This window comes from Pseudomonas sp. NPDC087615 (assembly GCF_044743445.1).
GTDB classification, from domain to species: domain Bacteria; phylum Pseudomonadota; class Gammaproteobacteria; order Pseudomonadales; family Pseudomonadaceae; genus Aquipseudomonas; species Aquipseudomonas baetica_A.
In genome coordinates this window covers 37,477-54,933 of record NZ_JBIUWM010000025.1, presented here as the reverse complement: position 1 = coordinate 54,933, position 17,457 = coordinate 37,477, and the positions used below count along the sequence as shown (strand labels likewise).

Below are 17,457 nucleotides of genomic sequence, written 5' to 3'. Positions count from 1 at the left end.
ATATGGCGGGGACGTGTGTAGGGAACGGCGCAATTCTAGGGGGGCGTCTTGACGGCGATAAGCTGGGATTCCTGTGAATCTTTGTTACCGTTAACGAGATAATCCGTTGGTCGGGGGTCTCAGCCCCCGAAACTTCGTGTCACAATTTGCCATCTCCCTTGAGAGCACCCCATGGACACTTTGCAAAACATGCGCGCCTTCAGTTGTGTGGCCGAAGCAGGCAGCTTCACCGCCGCCGCCGTGCAACTCGACACCACCACGGCCAACGTCTCGCGCGCGGTCTCCAACCTGGAAGCCCACCTGCAAACCCGCCTGCTCAACCGCACGACACGGCGCATCGCCCTGACCGAAGCTGGCAAGCGTTACTTGCTGCGCTGCGAGCAGATACTGGCCTACGTCGAAGAGGCAGAGGCCGAAGCCAGCGAAGCCCACGCGCGCCCTGCCGGGCAGTTGAAAGTGCACACCATGACCGGCATCGGCCAGCACTTCGTCATCGACGCCATCGCCCGCTATCGCAAGACCCACCCAGACGTCACCTTCGACCTGACCATGGCCAACCGCGTGCCGGACCTGCTCGATGAAGGCTACGACGTCTCCATCGTGCTGGCCCGCGAGTTGCCGGACTCCGGCTTCGTCTCGCAACGCCTGGGCATCACCTACAGCATCGTCTGCGCCTCACCGGCCTATGTGAAAGCCAACGGCTGCGCACAAAAGCCCAACGACCTGCTCAACCACGCCTGTCTGCGCCTGGTCAGCCCGGTAATCCCTCTGGAAAAATGGGCCTTCGACGGCCCCGAAGGCCAGGAAATGGTCACCATCAACAGCTCCCCGTTCCTGGTGAACTCCGCCGACGCCATGAAAACCGCGATCATCAGCGGCATGGGCCTGGGTGTTTTGCCGGTGTACGCCGCCATCGAAGGCTTGCGCAACGGCACACTGGTGCGGGTCATGCCGAACTACCGCTCGCAGGAACTGAACCTGTACGCGATCTACCCGTCGCGGCAATACCTGGATGCGAAGATCAAGACGTGGGTCGAATACCTGCGCGGCTCGTTGCCGGAAATCCTCGCTGCACACCAGGCAGAACTGGCCGCCTACGAACTCAGCGGCAGCCTCGCCGGCGCCCGCGTCGCCAACTGATCCTTTAACAAACCGCGCCCCACGTAGAGCTGCCGCAGGCTGCGATCTTTTGATGTTGATGTTTAAAAATCAAAAGATCGCAGCCTACGGCAGCGCCTACATTTCGGGCTTTTCGCGGAAGTTTCCGACGTGTTTTGCAGGTTGCTCGTCGCAAGTGCGGTGGATAGGCTTTGGGTGTCGCTGACGAATCAGCGACCGGGTCTGGAAAACCCGCAGGATCACAGCACATGACATAATGCCGCGCTTTTTCAGCGCCGGTTTTTGAGTTATGGCGGCTGTACGTGGGAGACCTTCGGGTCTGCCGGGTTTGATCCTTTGCCGGTTTTTCCAGTCCGCGTACAGCTGCCACCCTTTCGCCTGGAAAACGAAACATGGCAGCTCCATTTCCATCTAAAGGATCTTTGTCATGAAAAAGCACAGCCCGAATCCGCCCGGAGCGGATAACACCTCTCCCTACGAATCGCCTGATTCGAAGAAATTCCACGAAGCCGCCGAGCGAGCGCTCGACCACTACCTCAAACCCAACGCCCTGACCCTGCGCTTCCACAAACCCAGCACCATGTTTCAGGTCGCGCCGGGCCAAGACAACGAAAGCCTCCTCGTCCACGCCTGCGAATCACTGGCGCAAGCCAGCCTCATGTCCAGCGACATCGCCGCCTACATCGACCTGCCGCAGCGGCGCACGATTCTCGCGATTCAGCAAATCATCATGCTCGCGGAACTGGCAGTGAATCGAGTGCTGGACAACGTCGAACAACCTGCCGCCAACACCTAAGCCCGCTCCCACAGTTTGAACCGAGTACACCCACCACATCGCCACCCAACCAGCCCCCAGAAAAAAGGCAACCCCCACCACCACTCAACAGGATGAGCGCAAGCTCGGCTGCAGCTCTTGATCTTGATCTCAAGGCCCATCGGCAGGCTTCGTTCCGGGGTTCATCCGGGGGGAAACATCGAGAGGAGGTGCAGCGAAGCAAACCGAAGGCGATGCCCCGGATGAACCCCGGAACGAAGGAACCCCGAGCCCCAGCGAGCGGGCCGAACGTCAGGGCACAGACCTTTGCTTCCTTTGGGGCGTTTGCCAAAGGGAGTCGCCGTCAGGGCGAAACCGCCAGCCGCAACACCCCAAAAAACGGATATACACCCCAAACCCCAAGAGCATGGTCGGCCCAGAGGCTGCCAAGACAACCCAAAACAGAAATGTTAGCGTGCTTGGCAATAAAGCCCGACGACGAGCCCCAAGCATGAAAAAAACAGTCCTGGCCTTCAGCCGCATCACACCGCCCATGATCGAACGCCTGCAACAAGACTTCGACGTCATCGTCCCCAACCCGAAAAACGGCGACATCAACACCCAATTCAACGAAGCCCTGCCACACGCCCACGGCCTCATCGGCGTCGGCCGCAAACTCGGCCGCGCCCAACTTGAAACCGCCGCCAAACTCGAAGTGGTCTCCAGCGTCTCCGTCGGCTACGACAACTACGACCTCGACTACTTCAACGAACGCGGGATCATGCTCACCAACACCCCCGACGTGCTCACTGAAAGCACCGCCGACCTCGCCTTCGCGTTGATCATGAGCAGCGCCCGCCGCGTCGCCGAACTCGACGCCTGGACCAAGGCCGGGCAATGGCAAGCCAGCGTCGGCGCCCCGCTGTTTGGCTGCGACGTGCATGGCAAAACCCTTGGCATCGTCGGCATGGGCAACATCGGCGCCGCTATCGCCCGCCGTGGCCGCTTCGGTTTCAACATGCCGATCCTCTACAGCGGCAACAGCCGCAAGAGCGAACTTGAACAAGCACTCGGCGCACAATTTCGCAGCCTCGATCAACTGCTGGCCGAAGCCGATTTCGTCTGCCTGGTCGTTCCGCTCAGTGACAAGACCCGCCACCTGATCAGCCATCGCGAACTGGGCCTGATGAAGCCAAGCGCGATTCTGGTCAACATCTCCCGTGGCCCGGTAGTCGACGAACCGGCACTGATCGAAGCCCTGCAAAACAACCGCATCCGGGGTGCCGGTCTGGACGTCTACGAGAAAGAACCGCTGGCCGAGTCGCCCCTGTTCCAATTGAAAAATGCCGTGACCCTGCCGCACATCGGCTCGGCAACGAATGAAACCCGCGAAGCCATGGCCAATCGCGCCTTGGCCAACTTGCGCAGCGCGTTGCTCGGCGAACGCCCTCAAGACCTGGTAAACCCGCAAGTTTGGTGCGGCTGAAAAAACGGGCAAGTGCGCCATGGCACTTGCCCGTTAGTTGGTTTAATACACAACTTGAAATTGAACAACAAACCTAATTAAACAACAAAATTATAAGCTCTCCGAATTGTCGAATAATCGACAATGCAATGGAGAGCTAAAACCTTGAACGCCCTGACCACCGACAGACTTATCCGTTACAGCAAAGTTATATTGATGGCTTACATCAGTTTCTTTGGCCTACTGGTGATGATTCACAACTTCACCGACTATGATTCAAACTACACTTACGTGGCGCACATCCTGAGCATGGACACCACCACTGCCAGTGAAACCATCAAGTATCGAGCCATCGAGTCGCCGATGATTCATCACCGGATCTACTGGTTCATTATCACCCTGGAAGTCACGTATACGGTGTTGTGCCTGATAGGTACCTATCAGCTCTATCGCAACATCAACGCCTCCGCCGAAATATTCCACGAGGCAAAAAAGTTCTCGATCATGGGCATCCTCGCGGCAATATTCATTTATTACGTGTGCCTGCAAACCGTGGGGGTGGAATGGTTTGACATGGACACTTCGCAATCATGGAATGCCAAGGACTGGGCACGGCATATCGTTGACTTCATCTTCCCTGTCATGATTTACATCACCTTGAAAGTCGAGCGCTGAAGTTCAGCGCTCGTTTTATTTCAAGCCAACTTCCCCGACATCGGCGGCGCCACCGCTTTCGGTTTGCGAAACACCAACACGTTGCCCAGCATCACTAACACCAGCCCGAACAGCGCCGGCGCCGTCCACTGATACCCTTCGGCAAATGCTGAGACATTCAGCGCCACCACCGGGAACAGCACCGTACAGTACGCGGCGCGCTCCGGCCCCATGCGCCCGACCAGCGTCAGATACGCGGTGAAACCGATGACCGAACCCGGTATCACCAGATACAGCAGCGCCCCCACATAACGCGGCGACCCGTCCATGTTGAATGGAATGCCTTTGACCAGGCACCACACCGACAACATCGCCGCGCCATACGCCATGCCCCAGGCGTTGGTGGTCAGCGGTTTGAGACCGGCCTTCTGTTGCAGGCTCGACAGCATGTTACCCGCCGAAAAGCATAAGGTCCCACACAGCGCCAACCCCAGACCCAGCAAGGTTTGCGGGCTGGCGTGATGACCGGCCAACTCCGGCCAGAACAACATGCCCAACCCGAATAGGCCCAACGCACCGCCCATCAGTACGTTTCGGGCAATACGCTGACCGAAAAACACCCTTGCATTGAGCGCGTTCCATAGCGTGGCGGTAGAAAACACCACCGCCACCAAGCCGCTGGGAATCCACTGACTGGCGGTGAGAAAGCACATGAAATTGATGCAGAACAGACACAAGCCCTGGGCCACGCAGATCAGGTGGCCGCGCCGGTTCATGGGTTGCAGTCGACGACTCAACAGCAACAGCACGAACAACACCAGCGCGGCAAGTCCAAAACGGTAGACGATCGACACCGGGATAGCCACCACACCCAATTGCCATTTCAAGGCAATCCAGGTAGTGCCCCAGATCAGCACGGTCAGCAGATACAACGACAGGTTCATGGCAAACACTCCTAGACAGGCCTTGAGTGTCAGTTGCGGCAGGTGACCAGCGCTTGCATAAACTTGCGCTTTTGTCGGGCGGCCGGCTGGCAGCGAGACGGCTACGGAGTACGATGCAAGGCGTTGAAGAGAACCGATCATGTCCGCCATCGATACCCTGCAAGTCTTCCAGGCGCTTAAGCGCTCGCCGAACTCTCGCCTGGTGCACAGCGCCGAGCTCGGTGACGGCTTGTCTGCGGCCCTGTGGACCAATCACCACGACGCCCAGGAATACGAAGCACCGAGCCATCACACCCTGTCGTGCTACATCGCCGGCGGTACGGGCACGTTTCGACGCGGTCAGCCGGGGCATAAGGGTGGGCCGGACAAGTTGTGCATCCTGCCGGCCGATCACGAATCGGGCTGGGTCATCAACGGCGATATTCGCTTGGCACACTTGTATTTCAGCGCCGAACAATTTGCCCTTGGTTGCGTCACCTTGCTTGATCGCGAACCGCGACAGATGCAGTTGTGCGAGCAGACCTTTCTTGAAGACCCACAGCAGGCGCAACGTTTCCGACAGTTACTGACGCTGAACTGGGACGAACCCGCCGAACGTTTGCTGACCAGCAGCCTTGCCCATGAATTGATCAGCCACACCTTGCTCAGTCAGGTCGGTGTTCGTCAGGGCTTGCGCCTCAAGGGCGGGCTGGCGCCGCACCAGCGCCGACAATTGGTGGAGTTCATTGATGCGCAGTTGGCCGAGCCCATCAGCCTTGGGCAATTGGCCGGGTTGTGTGCCCTGTCGGAGTACCACTTTGCACGGATGTTTCGCGTGAGTTTCGGACTGCCGCCGCATCAGTACGTGTTGGCGCGACGTCTGAGCCGGGCGCGGGAATGGCTGCGCAGTACGACGTTGCCGTTGGGTGAGATTGCGCTGGCATGCGGGTTTGCCAGCGCCAGTCACTTCGCCAATCGGTTCAAGCAGGTTTTGGGCGGGACGCCCGGGGAGTATCGGCAGGCGTTTTTGCGTTAGTGCCGAGTTCTTTATCGCCTGTCATGGCCCCTTCGCGAGCAAGCCCGCTCCCACAGTTAGAAGGCATTCCCCTGTGAAATCTGCCTTGCCCTCACATTTGGAAGGCATTCCCTCCTGTGGGAGCGGGCTTGCTCGCGAAGAACGATGACGCGGTTTCAGGTCAGAACTGCAGGGTGCTCGACAACGATACCTGCCGCGAATCCCCCATCGACACAAAGAACCGGCTCGCCGCCGACGTGTAATACGTGCGATCAAACAGGTTCTTCACATTGAGCTGGAACTTGACCTTCTGCCCTTCCACTTTGGTGTCGTAAGTCGCGAAAGCATCGGCCACGGTGTAACTCGGCAGGTCGAAATCATTCACCGCGTTACCCGCTCGCTCGCCGACATAACGAGCCCCCGCCCCCACGCGCAATTGATCACCACCGATCACACTGCCGAAGTCATACACCACCGACAATGAGCCGCTGTTTTTCGCCACGTTCTGCAGGCGTTTGCCCTTGTAGGTCGGGTCCTCGGTCACTTCGGCATCGGTGTAGGCATAGCTGCCGATCAAGCTCCAGCGGTCGCTGAGTTGGCCGGTCAAATCCATTTCAAGACCCCGCGAACGTACTTCACCGGCAGCGCTGTAAATCGTCGTCGGGCCTTCAGAGTTGGCGACCAGCACGTTGCGTTTTTTGATATCGAACAGCGCGATGTTGCCGGTGACGCGCCCCGGCATATCCAGCCGTGCGCCCAGCTCCCACGACTTGGCCTCTTCCGGCGCAATGCTGCCGTCGAGCACGGTGCTGCTGCCGCTCAGCGGGGCGATGGTCGAGTTGGGTTTGAACGATTCGGTGTAGCTGCCGTAGAACGACAGCTCATCGGTGTAGCGATACACCAGACCCGCACGCGGCACCCATTTCTGGCCATTGCTGTCGGTGTTGGCCTTGAACGGCACGCCTTTGCCGGCGTACTGGTCGTACGCCTGAAAACGTGCGCCGGCGACCAGAATCCACTGGTCATCAAGGTGGATAGAGTCCTGCAAAAACACCGAGTCGCTGCGCAGCAGATCGGTCTGCGCGCTGTCCGCCGCGCTGACCGTGGTGCCTTCGACTTCACGGCCATACACCGGGTTGACGTAGCTGAAGGTGCTCAGGCTTTTCTGGCGGATCAGGTCGGCGCGGTAGATCTTGCGGTACTCGTCGTCGACGCCGAACACCAGGTCATGCTGCATGCCCAGCACGTTGACCTTGCCTTCAAGGCTGGCCGTGGTGAAACAGTCGGTGGTGATCGCGTTGCGCGTGCCATCCATGTTGCGGGTCAGCGTGCCTTTGTTGGTGTCGATCGCTGTGACGCGGACTTGGCTGGCGTCGTAGGTTTCGCGGTTCCAGCTGTAGCCAAACAGGGCTTTCCAGTCGTCGTTGAGTTCGTGATCGGCTTCGAAGTGATACAAGTCCGAACGCCCTTCCATATCGTTGAACGGCTCGTCGAGACGCTCCTTGCGCGAGATGTTCAGCGGGTGGTTGGTGCGTGGATCGATGACCGTGCCACGATCGAACGGCGTGAGAAATTCACGATGCTCGTAGCCGAAGGACAGCTTGGTCCGTTCGCCGAACCAGGCGAGCGACGGGGCGATCAGGGTTTCGCGGTGGGTGCCGAAGTTGCGCCAATAATCCTCGTCTTCGTGATCGATCACCAGACGATACGCCAGGCCGGACTCGCCCAGCGCACCCGTGCTGTCGAAGGTGCCACCGCTGCCATTCTTGCCTTCGCCGTAGGTCGAGCCGCGCAGGGTCAGGGCGTTGTACTGAGTCAGCTCAGGCTTCTTGCTGACCATGTTGACCACACCGCCCGGGTCCTGAATCCCGTAGAGCAATGACGCCGGCCCCTTGAGCACTTCAACCCGGTCCACGGTGGCGTTCATGCCTCGGCCCTGCACCAACGGCATGCCGTCGCGCATGATCGAGCCGTTGCGGTTGTCACCGAAACCGCGGGTCATCACTGAGTCCTGAGTGCTGCCCAAGGTGTTGCCCTGGGTGATGCCACTGACGTTGGCCAGCGCATCGTCGAGATTGCGCGGCGCCTGATCGCGAATGACCTGGGCCGGGATGACGTTGACGGTCTGAGGGATTTCCTGAAGCGACGCCGAAGAACGCATCACCGAACTGGTTTGCGGCGGCTGGTAGCTCATCGACTCGTCGCGCACCGACGTGATCGTGGTGGCGCCGAGGTTCAACGCACCGGCAGTGGGTTGCGGTTCAAGCACCAGGGTGTGGCTGTCGGTGCGGCGCCAGTTCAAGCCGGAACCGGTGAGCATTTGCTGCAAGGCTTGCTCGGCACTCATCTGGCCGTTGACCGCCGGAGCGTTCAGGCCGTAGGGCGCTTCATCGGTGTAAACCACACTCTGCCCGGTGACACGGCTGAAATCGCTCAGGGCTTGCGGCAGCGGTTGGGCGGCCAGGGAGAAACTGAACTGCTTTTGCGCCTGACTGCTGGCGGTTTCAGCGGCGAGCGCCACGCTCATCGGCAACAACGCCAATGCCGAAAAACTCAACGCCGACGCACCGAACCACTGTTTGACCGAACCCGACTTTGCCCTGGACTTCATTGCTCAATGACCTGTGTAGAACCGCAACGGATGCGAATGACTCGCAGTTTCAGTCACTACACGAATGGGGCTCGGGTTTACCTCACCACAATTTTGAAAATATTTTTGGACGATGTGTTGTATGTGCCGACGCCCTCGGGAGCAAGCCCCTCCCACAAGGGCACCACATTTCAAATTGTGGGAAGGGGGCTTGCTCCCGAAGAGGCCAGTGACCTCAACGCAGAATGATCAGCTGCCCGAGCACCTGATGCTGCTCAAACCCCAACACCCCTTGCAGCGAACTCAGCACAGCCTGCGGATCCCGGCTCGGAAAACTGCCACTGACCTTGCGCGCCGCCAGCTCATCGTTGAGCAACACAATTCGTCCGGGGTAATAGCGACGCAGATCCGCGACCACATCGCCCAGCGTCGACTTGTAATAAGTCAGCCAGCCCTGACGCCAGGCAAGCTGCGCCTCGCTATCCACGGCGTGGCGTTTTTGCGCAGCACCTTCACCGTAAGCCACTTGCTGGCCGGCCGTAAGAATCTGCTGCTCGCCATCGCGATCTGCCGTCACCCCGACCCGCCCGGACAACACCGTGACCTGCGCGCCATGGGGTTGCAGACGCACTTCAAATTGCGTGCCGAGCACCCGCGCCTCGCCCTTCTGGGCCTCGACCACGAACGGCTCGCCAGTGTGCATGACGCTGAAAAAACCGGCGCCGCGACGCAATTGCACATGACGCTCGCCATGGCTGAAGTCCACCGCGATGGCGCTGTCGGCATCAAGGGTCACTTGCGATTGATCGGCCAGGGTCACGGTGCGAATCTCACCGGGCGCCGAAACATAGTCAGCGCCCAGATCATCGATCCAGCGCTGCGGCTGCCACCCCGTACCGAGGCTCACCATCAACAGCAGGCACGCGGCCATCGCCAAAGCCCCGCCCCCACGCAAAAGCAGCGAACGGCGCGGGCGATCCATCGCATTGAGGTAGCCCTGTAGCGCCAACGCCTGCTCATCGGCCAATGTTCGCGCGGGCCCTTCGCTCAATTCCCAGACAATCTGTGCCTGCGCATAGGCCTCGGCGTGGGCGGGATCAGCGCGCAGCCATTGGCTGAAAGTGAGTTGATCGCCAGCGCTAGGCCGATCATGCAACAGGCTCAGCCAGGCAAACGCGGCCTGTTCCTGCGCAAGGGTCGGGATGACGGGGTCTGAAGGGTTCACGGTGCTTTCCCTGGCAGGCGTGGCGCGGGTTCGCGCAGGCTGGCCTTGCAGGCCTCGAGGGCGCGCATCATATGTTTTTCTACGGCACTTTGGGACAGGCCCATGGCCTTGGCGATTTGCGCGTACTTGCGCCCGTGAATGCGATTGAGCAAAAAGATTTGCCGGGTGCGCTCGGGCAAAGCGCGCAACGCCGCTTCGACATGACGCAGATCATTGCCCGCTTCTAGCGCGGCTTGCGGTTCGCTGCCCCGGCTGTCCGGCTCTTCAGGTTGCCAGCCCTCGTTGACGCGCACCCGCGTGCCTTCACTGCGCAGATGGTCAATGGCAATGTTGCCGGCGCAGCGCAACAGGTAGGTGCTGAGTTCTTCCACCTGCACCAGCGGACGCCGCCAGAAACGCAGAAACAGATCCTGAACCAGGTCGGCCGCCGTCGCCCGGCAACCGACACGGCGAGTGACCAGCGCTTCCATTTGCGAGCGCTGGGACAGAAACACCTGAAGAAAATGTGCACGCGCCCCACGCGGCTCGTCGTCGCGAGATTCCGGGGGCAGACCGATCAACACGTCAGCCCTGCGCCCATGCGGCAACCGGACTGGCCAACAGGCTCATCCCGGCCAGCGCCATTGCCAGTCGCGGTCGATACGGCAGCAACAGCACCAGCGTCAACGCACTGATCATCAAGACCGCGACCCAGTCGACCAGACCGAAACTCCAGCCGTTGGCCGTCACCGCCGCCCAAAGCGATACACACAACAGCAACCCTCCCGCCAGCATCAGGCCACGACGGCGTCGGGCAGAGGGTTTGTGGCCGAGCAGTTCATCGTGATGTCGAGGCATCGACAGGCAAAGCGCCGTGAACCCGGCGTAACAAAGCAACAGCGCCAGCAGCATCAGTTCGCCCCTTGTTCAAGCGTGATCGGTCGAGACGTTTCGCGGCGCGTTTTTTTAACGCTGGCGGTGTTGCCGGCGCGCTGCATTTTCCATGCGGCCCAAGCCAGGAAGAAACCGGCGGCGAGACACGTCAGATCAAACCCGGCCATTGCCCAATCGCCCTGCCTCAGCGTTACGCCGAGATTCCACGGCGTGGTCAGCGCATTGATCAGCGGCACCGCCATAAACAGTGCAGCACCCAGCACGAGCTGATCGATCCATGCCTTGCGCCCGACACGCAATAGCGCATGCGCCAGGCTCAATCCCCAAGCGATGAAAAACGCATTCACTTCCCAATCTGCCCGCCCGGTCAAAGCCACTGGCAACAGCCGATTGGCCAAAAAGTACACCGCAACCGCCGTCAGCAACCCTGCCATGCTGGCAACGTTCAGCACTTCAACCAGCCGCAACTCGAACGGCATAACACCGCTTTTGGCGTGTTTGAGCTGGCGCTTGCCGAGCCAGATCACCAGCCCAGTGCCGATCATCGCCGTGCCGGCCAAACCACAAATGAAATACAGCCAGCGCAGCACCGGCCCGGCAAAGTGGCCCATGTGCAATCCATAGAAAGTGCCGCTCACCGCCATCGCCACGGGTTGAGCCGGTGTGCGGCCGAGCATTTTTCCGGTAACACCATTGAAGGTCACTGCGCTGCCGAAATCGTGCACCACACGGTCACCAGCACGCGAGAGCACCACAGAGGCATTCTCATCCCCTGGGTTATTCACCGTTAGCCGCGTGGTGCGGCCACCGGACCATTGCGCACTGGCCTTGGCCAACAAGGGTGCCATCGGTGCCAGTGCAGCAGGGATATTGGCCCGTTCCGGCGCCTTCGAGGCTGGAAACACCTCATCGTAAAACGACCGCACGTCGCCGCCGTAAGACGCCTTAATGCTCGCGGGCATGACCATCGACATGAAAATCACCAGACTGCTGTAGGTGATCATCAAGTGAAACGGCAACACCAGCACGCCCACGGCGTTATGTCCGTCGAGCCAGGAACGCTGGCCCTTGCGCGGGCGAAACGTGAAGAAGTCCTTGAAGATTTTCTTGTGGGTGATGATCCCGGTGATCAACGCGACGAACATCACCATCGCGGCGATCGTCGCCAGCCAGCGGCCCCACGGGTATGGCATTTGTAGCTGGAAGTGGAAACGGTAGAAGAACTCGCCGCCCATGCTTTGGCGGCCCAGCACTTCGGTGCCGGTTTGCGCGTCGAGGGTTTTGGATTCGAAGCGGCCGCGCTCGCCAGGCTTCGCAGGTGCCTGCTGCCAGCGCACGGTCAGGCCGGGATCGCGAGCATCGGGCAAGTCGATCAGCCAACGTGAGGCACCCGCAGCGTGTTGTTGCAGATAATCCTGGGCCAGGCTCAGGCTTGCCTCGGCATTGATTGGCCGCGCGGGGATTTCCGGCTGCATCCAGTGACTGATTTCATCCTTGAAATAAGCCAGGGTTCCCGTCAGAAAAATCGCGAACAACAGCCAGCCGAACAGCAGTCCGGCCCACGTGTGCAGCCAGGCCATGGCCTGACGAAAACCCTCTTTCATGCAAAACCCAACCCGCGTGCCGCGCCGGAAATGGTCGCCAGAATCACGCTCGGCACCAGCAAGCCAACCCATGCCGACCACGCCGTGCGACAGGCAAAGCACCAGAGCACAGCGACCAGATAGACCAGAAACGAGAGGGTCATGCCGGTGACCACGGCTTCAGCACGGCTCAGTGGCAGCCACATCGTCAAGGTCACGCTGGCCAGCGCCGCAACCAGATAGCCACCGAACACCGCGGCCAACACCCGTGAGGTAACGGCCAGACGATAGGACATGGGGAGAGTGGCAAGTTTGCCTTTCATGTTTCGACCCTGAAACGGAAAACGCTCGGCCGACAAGCCGAACCAACAAGCGAGCAATACTAATGATAAATATTCTCATACGCAAAAGCATCTGATTGCCGGCGCAGGGTTTTACCCGTTCAATTGGCAAGCCGGGCCGTGGCTTGCCTTGGCAAAATGCGCTGAAAACAAAACGGGCCTGCTTTCGCAGGCCCGTTTTCTGGGGATGGCTTAAAAAATCAGCGTATCAACTGTTGATCGCTGCCTGTTCATTCTCAAGAAATTCTTCCTCCAGCAGTGCGTCATTCGCCTTGCTAAATGGCACCACAGCAGCGCGTGGTTTGCCCCGCAGTTTGCCGAAAAGGTGATCCAGCGCATGCTCCAGTTTTTCGGCTGCACCATCGATCGCTTGTTCCAGCGTATCGGCTTTATGGGTGACGGAAATCGGTTGATGGCCTTTTGGCCGCGCCTCCAGTTGGCAGCGCATGTCATGGGGACCAGGTTTGTCACCGTTCTCGTCGCTCAGATGGACTTCGACACGGGTCAGGTCTTCTTCATAACGGTCGAGCGTGCTCTCAATGGTTGTACGTACCCACTCCTCCAGTCGTTTACTGCTTTGAATATGGTTATCGCTGTTGACTTGGATTTGCATAGTTCATCCCTTATTTCAGCTAGCTCGCAAGAGGCCTTGATCAGGATTTCGTGACCCCTTGATTACAACAATCGGCCCGACTGACGAACATTTCAACCCCTGAAAAAAGAAAAATATTCATTCGCAAAAAAAGCCGGACAACCGAGTAAGTCACTGGTAATGTCGGGAGTCGGGTCGACTTGTCATCCTGCAAGATTTACTCACAATTGCCCGTCGTTCAACGGGTGCAAACTGCGAAAAATCCCCGCCTCCTCCACCAGCCAATCATGCACTGCACGCACGCCCGGATGGCTCAACGCCCCCGGCGCATACAGCAACATGTAACGTTTGTGATTGGGCACCGACAGCCCGAACGGCACCATCAACGTGCCCCGCTCCAGCTCATCGTTGAGCAGCGTGCGCCGGGCAATTGCCACCCCCATACCGGCGATGGCCGCTTCGATGGTCAGGTGGTTGCGATTGAAGGTATGCCCTCGTCGCACGTCCGCACCCTCGAAGCCGATCGCGTTCAAATAAAACTCCCATTCCGCATATTCATAACTGCCGCGCCAGGCGGTGATGTCGTGCAGCAATGGAAAATGCACCAGATCCGCCGGCCCATGCAGCGGCGGACGCCCGCGCAGCAGGCTCGGCGCGCACACCGGGAAAATCTGCTCATCGAGCAAGGCTGTGGATAACAATCCCGGGTAACTGCCGTCGTTCAGATCGATCGCCAGATCGAAATCGCCCTCGTGCAGCGGCACACTGCTGTCCTCAGCCACCAGACGCAACTGGATGTCCGGGTATCGTTGCTGCAAGCGTGGCAGTCGCGGCGTCAGCCATTTGCTGAGGAACGACGGAATCGAACGCAGCCGCAAAACCCCACTGATCATCCCCGCATCCAGGCGCCGCAATTCGGCATCGATGCTGCCGTAGGCCTCGTTGACCGTCATCGCCAACCGCTGCCCTTCCGCGCTCAGTTCCACCCCTCGCGCACGACGATGAAACAGGCGAAAACCAAGACGCTCCTCCAGTTGACGAATTTGCTGGCTGACCGCCCCCGGCGTGATGTGCAGTTCTTCTGCACAGCGGGTGAAGGACAGGTGCCGCGCGGCACAGGAAAACACCTGCAGCCAGACGTAAGTCTGGGCATGCAATTGACGACTCATCGTTTAGTCCTGCTGAAGGCTGTCTTAGGAAATTTCGTTGGTCACACAAGACCGAGGTAGGCAGTATCGCCGACCTTGCGCTTGGCCTACAAAAAATGGCGGCGATTCCTACACCATTGCTTGTAAGGCTTTAGCATGGCTATCAGTGTTTTCGATCTATTCAAAGTCGGCATCGGTCCGTCCAGTTCCCACACCGTCGGCCCGATGCGCGCTGCTGCAACCTTCACTCAAGCGCTGATCGACGAGCATTTGCTCAACGATGTGCAACGCGTGGAAATCCGCTTGTATGGTTCGTTGTCCGCCACAGGCGTCGGCCACGCCACCGACCGCGCCACGATCATGGGCCTGATGGGCGAGTGGCCGGACAGCATTGATCCGGCGACCATCGACCCACGCATCCAGCAACTGCGCGAGACCGGCCAACTGTCCCTCGCCGGACAGCGGTCAATTGCCTTCAACTGGCAACGCGATCTCCTGCTGCTCGACGAGAGCCTGCCCTACCATCCCAACGCCATGTCCCTGACAGCCTTTGGCGAAAGCGCTGCACTGTTTACGCAAACGTACTACTCGGTCGGTGGCGGTTTCATCATCGAAGCGGCAGAAGCCGAATCCGGCGTGGCGCCGGCCAGCGACGTGGTATTGCCGTACGACTTTTCCAGCGCCGCCGAACTGTTGTCGCTGTGCAAGCAGCACAAGCTGCGGGTTTGCGAGCTGATGATGGCCAATGAACGGGCCTGGCGCAGCGACACCGAAATTCGGCAGGGCCTGCTGCACATCTGGTCGGTGATGCGCGAGTGCGTCGAACAAGGCCTGCGCCACGAAGGCCTGTTGCCCGGAGGTCTCAATGTGCCGCGCCGCGCGGCAAAACTGCACCGTAGTCTGCTGGAAATCGGCAAACCGAATGTCATCAGCTCGACGCTGTCGGCGATGGAGTGGGTCAACCTGTTCGCCCTAGCCGTCAACGAAGAAAACGCCGCGGGCGGGCGCATGGTTACCGCACCGACCAACGGCGCCGCCGGGATCATTCCTGCGGTTCTGCACTACTACATGAAATTCAATCCGGACGCGTCCGACGATGACGTCGTCGTTTTCTTCCTGAGCGCCGCCGCTGTCGGCATTCTGTGTAAGAAAAACGCCTCGATTTCCGGCGCCGAAGTCGGCTGTCAGGGCGAGGTCGGTTCCGCCTGCGCGATGGCCGCTGCCGGCCTGGCCGACGTGCTCGGCGCCACCCCGGAGCAACTGGAGAACGCCGCCGAGATCGGCCTCGAACACAACCTGGGCCTGACCTGCGATCCGGTCGGCGGGCTGGTGCAAGTGCCCTGTATCGAGCGCAACGCCATCGCCGCAGTGAAGGCGATCAACGCCACGCAAATGGCCCTGCGCGGTGACGGCAACCACTTCATTTCCCTCGACCGGGTGATCCGCACCATGCGCGATACCGGCGCCGACATGCACGACAAATACAAAGAGACTTCACGGGGCGGCTTGGCGGTGAACTGGGTGGAATGCTGATCAGCCTGATTGCACTGTCAGCGATCATCGACGCGTTCCTGCCCTGAAACAGGACGCAAATGAACAAGGCGAGCCAATGGCTCGCCTTGTTTTTGTCCGTGTTCATTGTTCGACAATTATTCCGGCATAGCCCTTGCTACAGCACTTGCATAAAGCGATATGGCGATATGGCCACGGAATGGCCGGTGGTCTGGATGGGCGAACCAACCCGATCGCGGCCGGTCAACAACTGCACGTTCAATCAGGCGGTGACGCATCATGGACAATCCTTTTCAGATCATTACCGATGCCTTCGCGCCGGACTATCAGATCAACCTGAGCATTCAGGGCCTGGACGGCAGCATTATGCTGACCCTGTCCAACAGCGGCCGCATCGTGGCCAAACGCATGATCAGCACCGAACAGCGCAACGACCCCAAACGCCTCAAGCGTCTGGTGCAAAGCATCCAATTCGGCATCGCCATCGAACAAGGCCACAGTGCCATGGCGATCCTTGAAGCGATGACCAGCGGCGACGGCCTGACCCCGCCACCGCAGCGAATCAGCGGTGAGCCTCGGCAGGCTGCCGGGCTTTAAAGCTCGCCCTTCTCGATCTCAGGGTGTTCACCGGAACCTGCTCCGAGCTTGCGTTGCGGCTTGTCGATTTTCACCGAAGGAAATTGCGACGAGGCGTAACGCACCACCAGAATCGAAAACGCCAGCAGCAGAATTCCGCCGCACAGGTAGATGATGCCCATGTCCGGTGGGTTGTGGTGCGAGACGTTGGAGATCAGCAGACGGGTCAGCGCGGTGATCGCCACGTAGATCAGGAAGCGCACTGGCATGTGGTTGGTCTTGAAGTAAATCCCGACCATCGCGCCCAGTTCCAGATAGATGAACAGCAACAGAATGTCATCAATCTTGATATGCCCCTCTTCGAGCATCCCGAGAAACTCCATCACCGCCGCCCACGCCGTCACCGCACCGATGGCGAACAGCGCCAGGTAGTGGAAAGTTTCGACGAACAGGTTGCCCAGGGACTCGGCCAGTTGATGCACGTTTTGCCGCAGTTTCTCGGCCCAGTTGATTTTCACGATGATGTTCCTTAGCCCGATTCGAGCGGATGATGCGTGTTGGACATGACGTTTTTCTGCATGCTTTGGGTTTCATGCAGAAAAGAGGCCACGCCATCATGGCGAGGTGCCACGAAGCGCGCGCCGTGGCGTTTCGTCGCAGTGCCTGCGCAAGGCTGACAAACCCTGAATCCGGTCTACATTGAAAAGCCACTACCCATAGCGCAGGGATTCGCTTATCCTTTTCGCTGTATATGGATACAGTAGTCGTGAAGACAACTTAACGTGAAGGCATGTGAGGTGGTGAATGGCCGTCGAAGTGGTATACCGCAGCAGCCGAGATCTGGAGCGCTTGTTCATGGATAAAGCCGAAGCTGACCGTCATGACAAAATGCTCGAACTGGCCGAATATCTGGCCGATGTGTTGCAAAAAGCCGTTCCGTCCATGACTGAGCAGCAAGTGGAAGAAGCCGGGATCTACATGGCGAAGAACCGCGATGTGTTCGCCCGAGCGTTCAAGAGCCAGCCTGATGCACTCTCGGAGCTGATCAATGCACCGGCTGAGCCGGTCGAGAAAGCCGAGGCCGAGG

The 17,457-nt window shown here is 59.4% G+C and carries 17 protein-coding genes and 1 pseudogene; 8 read left to right on the top strand and 10 right to left on the bottom strand.

Annotated features, from left to right (window positions below):
- The first annotated feature begins 171 nt into the window (after window positions 1-171).
- From ACIOU6_RS14610 to ACIOU6_RS14595, 4 genes are all read left to right on the top strand, one after another.
- The gene (locus ACIOU6_RS14610) at window positions 172-1,140 is read left to right on the top strand and encodes a LysR family transcriptional regulator (RefSeq protein ID WP_221729967.1); all 969 of its coding nucleotides are present in this window, start codon (window positions 172-174) and stop codon (window positions 1,138-1,140) included.
- Between the two features lie 406 nt (window positions 1,141-1,546).
- Entirely contained in the window at window positions 1,547-1,915 is a 369-nt protein-coding gene (locus ACIOU6_RS14605; RefSeq protein WP_401137332.1) for a DUF6124 family protein, read from the top strand.
- 469 nt (window positions 1,916-2,384) lie between these two features.
- Entirely contained in the window at window positions 2,385-3,359 is a 975-nt protein-coding gene (locus ACIOU6_RS14600; protein WP_221729969.1) for a D-glycerate dehydrogenase, read from the top strand.
- A gap of 144 nt (window positions 3,360-3,503) precedes the next feature.
- Entirely contained in the window at window positions 3,504-4,013 is a 510-nt protein-coding gene (locus tag ACIOU6_RS14595) for a DUF2165 family protein (protein ID WP_401137329.1), read from the top strand.
- A 20-nt stretch (window positions 4,014-4,033) separates the two neighbouring features.
- Here the strand turns inward: ACIOU6_RS14595 and ACIOU6_RS14590 are convergent, their stop codons facing one another.
- On the bottom strand, window positions 4,034-4,936 hold the full coding sequence (locus ACIOU6_RS14590; protein WP_401137326.1) for a DMT family transporter: 903 nt from the start codon (window positions 4,934-4,936) through the stop codon (window positions 4,034-4,036).
- A gap of 139 nt (window positions 4,937-5,075) precedes the next feature.
- Here ACIOU6_RS14590 and ACIOU6_RS14585 point away from each other — a divergent pair, with 139 nt between their 5' ends.
- Window positions 5,076-5,951 (top strand): helix-turn-helix domain-containing protein, encoded by an 876-nt coding sequence (locus tag ACIOU6_RS14585; RefSeq protein WP_401137323.1) that lies wholly within the window; start codon window positions 5,076-5,078, stop codon window positions 5,949-5,951.
- 160 nt (window positions 5,952-6,111) lie between these two features.
- Here the strand turns inward: ACIOU6_RS14585 and ACIOU6_RS14580 are convergent, their stop codons facing one another.
- The 8 genes from ACIOU6_RS14580 to ACIOU6_RS14545 form a co-directional block, all read right to left on the bottom strand.
- A complete protein-coding gene (locus tag ACIOU6_RS14580) occupies window positions 6,112-8,541 on the bottom strand; it encodes a TonB-dependent siderophore receptor (protein ID WP_401137320.1) in 2,430 nt (809 codons plus the stop codon).
- 214 nt (window positions 8,542-8,755) lie between these two features.
- The gene (locus ACIOU6_RS14575) at window positions 8,756-9,745 is read right to left on the bottom strand and encodes a FecR family protein (protein ID WP_401137317.1); all 990 of its coding nucleotides are present in this window, start codon (window positions 9,743-9,745) and stop codon (window positions 8,756-8,758) included.
- Window positions 9,742-10,308, bottom strand: coding sequence for an RNA polymerase sigma factor (locus ACIOU6_RS14570; RefSeq protein ID WP_221729975.1), 567 nt, complete (start codon window positions 10,306-10,308; stop codon window positions 9,742-9,744). Before ACIOU6_RS14570 ends, ACIOU6_RS14575 begins: the two co-directional genes overlap by 4 nt.
- A 1-nt stretch (window position 10,309) precedes the next feature.
- On the bottom strand, window positions 10,310-10,636 hold the full coding sequence (locus ACIOU6_RS14565) for a DUF3325 domain-containing protein (protein ID WP_221729976.1): 327 nt from the start codon (window positions 10,634-10,636) through the stop codon (window positions 10,310-10,312).
- A complete protein-coding gene (locus ACIOU6_RS14560) occupies window positions 10,636-12,222 on the bottom strand; it encodes a PepSY-associated TM helix domain-containing protein (protein ID WP_401137314.1) in 1,587 nt (528 codons plus the stop codon). The genes ACIOU6_RS14565 and ACIOU6_RS14560 overlap by 1 nt, the downstream gene beginning before the upstream one ends.
- Window positions 12,219-12,524, bottom strand: a complete 306-nt coding sequence (locus ACIOU6_RS14555) for a DUF3649 domain-containing protein (protein WP_221729978.1) — start codon at window positions 12,522-12,524, stop codon at window positions 12,219-12,221. The genes ACIOU6_RS14560 and ACIOU6_RS14555 overlap by 4 nt, the downstream gene beginning before the upstream one ends.
- A gap of 226 nt (window positions 12,525-12,750) precedes the next feature.
- Window positions 12,751-13,155 carry an HPF/RaiA family ribosome-associated protein gene (locus ACIOU6_RS14550; protein WP_221729979.1) on the bottom strand — a complete coding sequence of 135 codons (405 nt, stop codon included), beginning with the start codon at window positions 13,153-13,155 and terminating at the stop codon, window positions 12,751-12,753.
- Window positions 13,156-13,355: 200 nt separating this feature from the next.
- Window positions 13,356-14,303 (bottom strand): LysR substrate-binding domain-containing protein, encoded by a 948-nt coding sequence (locus ACIOU6_RS14545; protein WP_221729980.1) that lies wholly within the window; start codon window positions 14,301-14,303, stop codon window positions 13,356-13,358.
- 135 nt (window positions 14,304-14,438) lie between these two features.
- Between ACIOU6_RS14545 and ACIOU6_RS14540 the strand changes: the two genes are divergently transcribed.
- Entirely contained in the window at window positions 14,439-15,815 is a 1,377-nt protein-coding gene (locus ACIOU6_RS14540) for an L-serine ammonia-lyase (RefSeq protein ID WP_221729981.1), read from the top strand.
- A gap of 258 nt (window positions 15,816-16,073) precedes the next feature.
- A complete protein-coding gene (locus ACIOU6_RS14535; protein ID WP_221729982.1) occupies window positions 16,074-16,391 on the top strand; it encodes a DUF3509 domain-containing protein in 318 nt (105 codons plus the stop codon).
- Here ACIOU6_RS14535 and ACIOU6_RS14530 read toward each other — a convergent pair.
- Complete coding sequence (locus tag ACIOU6_RS14530; RefSeq protein WP_339432043.1) at window positions 16,388-16,888, bottom strand: phosphate-starvation-inducible PsiE family protein; 501 nt, start codon at window positions 16,886-16,888, stop codon at window positions 16,388-16,390. The two genes, ACIOU6_RS14535 and ACIOU6_RS14530, sit on opposite strands and share 4 nt — an antisense overlap.
- A 286-nt stretch (window positions 16,889-17,174) precedes the next feature.
- Here ACIOU6_RS14530 and ACIOU6_RS14525 point away from each other — a divergent pair.
- Window positions 17,175-17,429: pseudogene (locus tag ACIOU6_RS14525) on the top strand (YebG family protein); the annotation flags it as partial.
- Window positions 17,430-17,457: the final 28 nt, after the last annotated feature.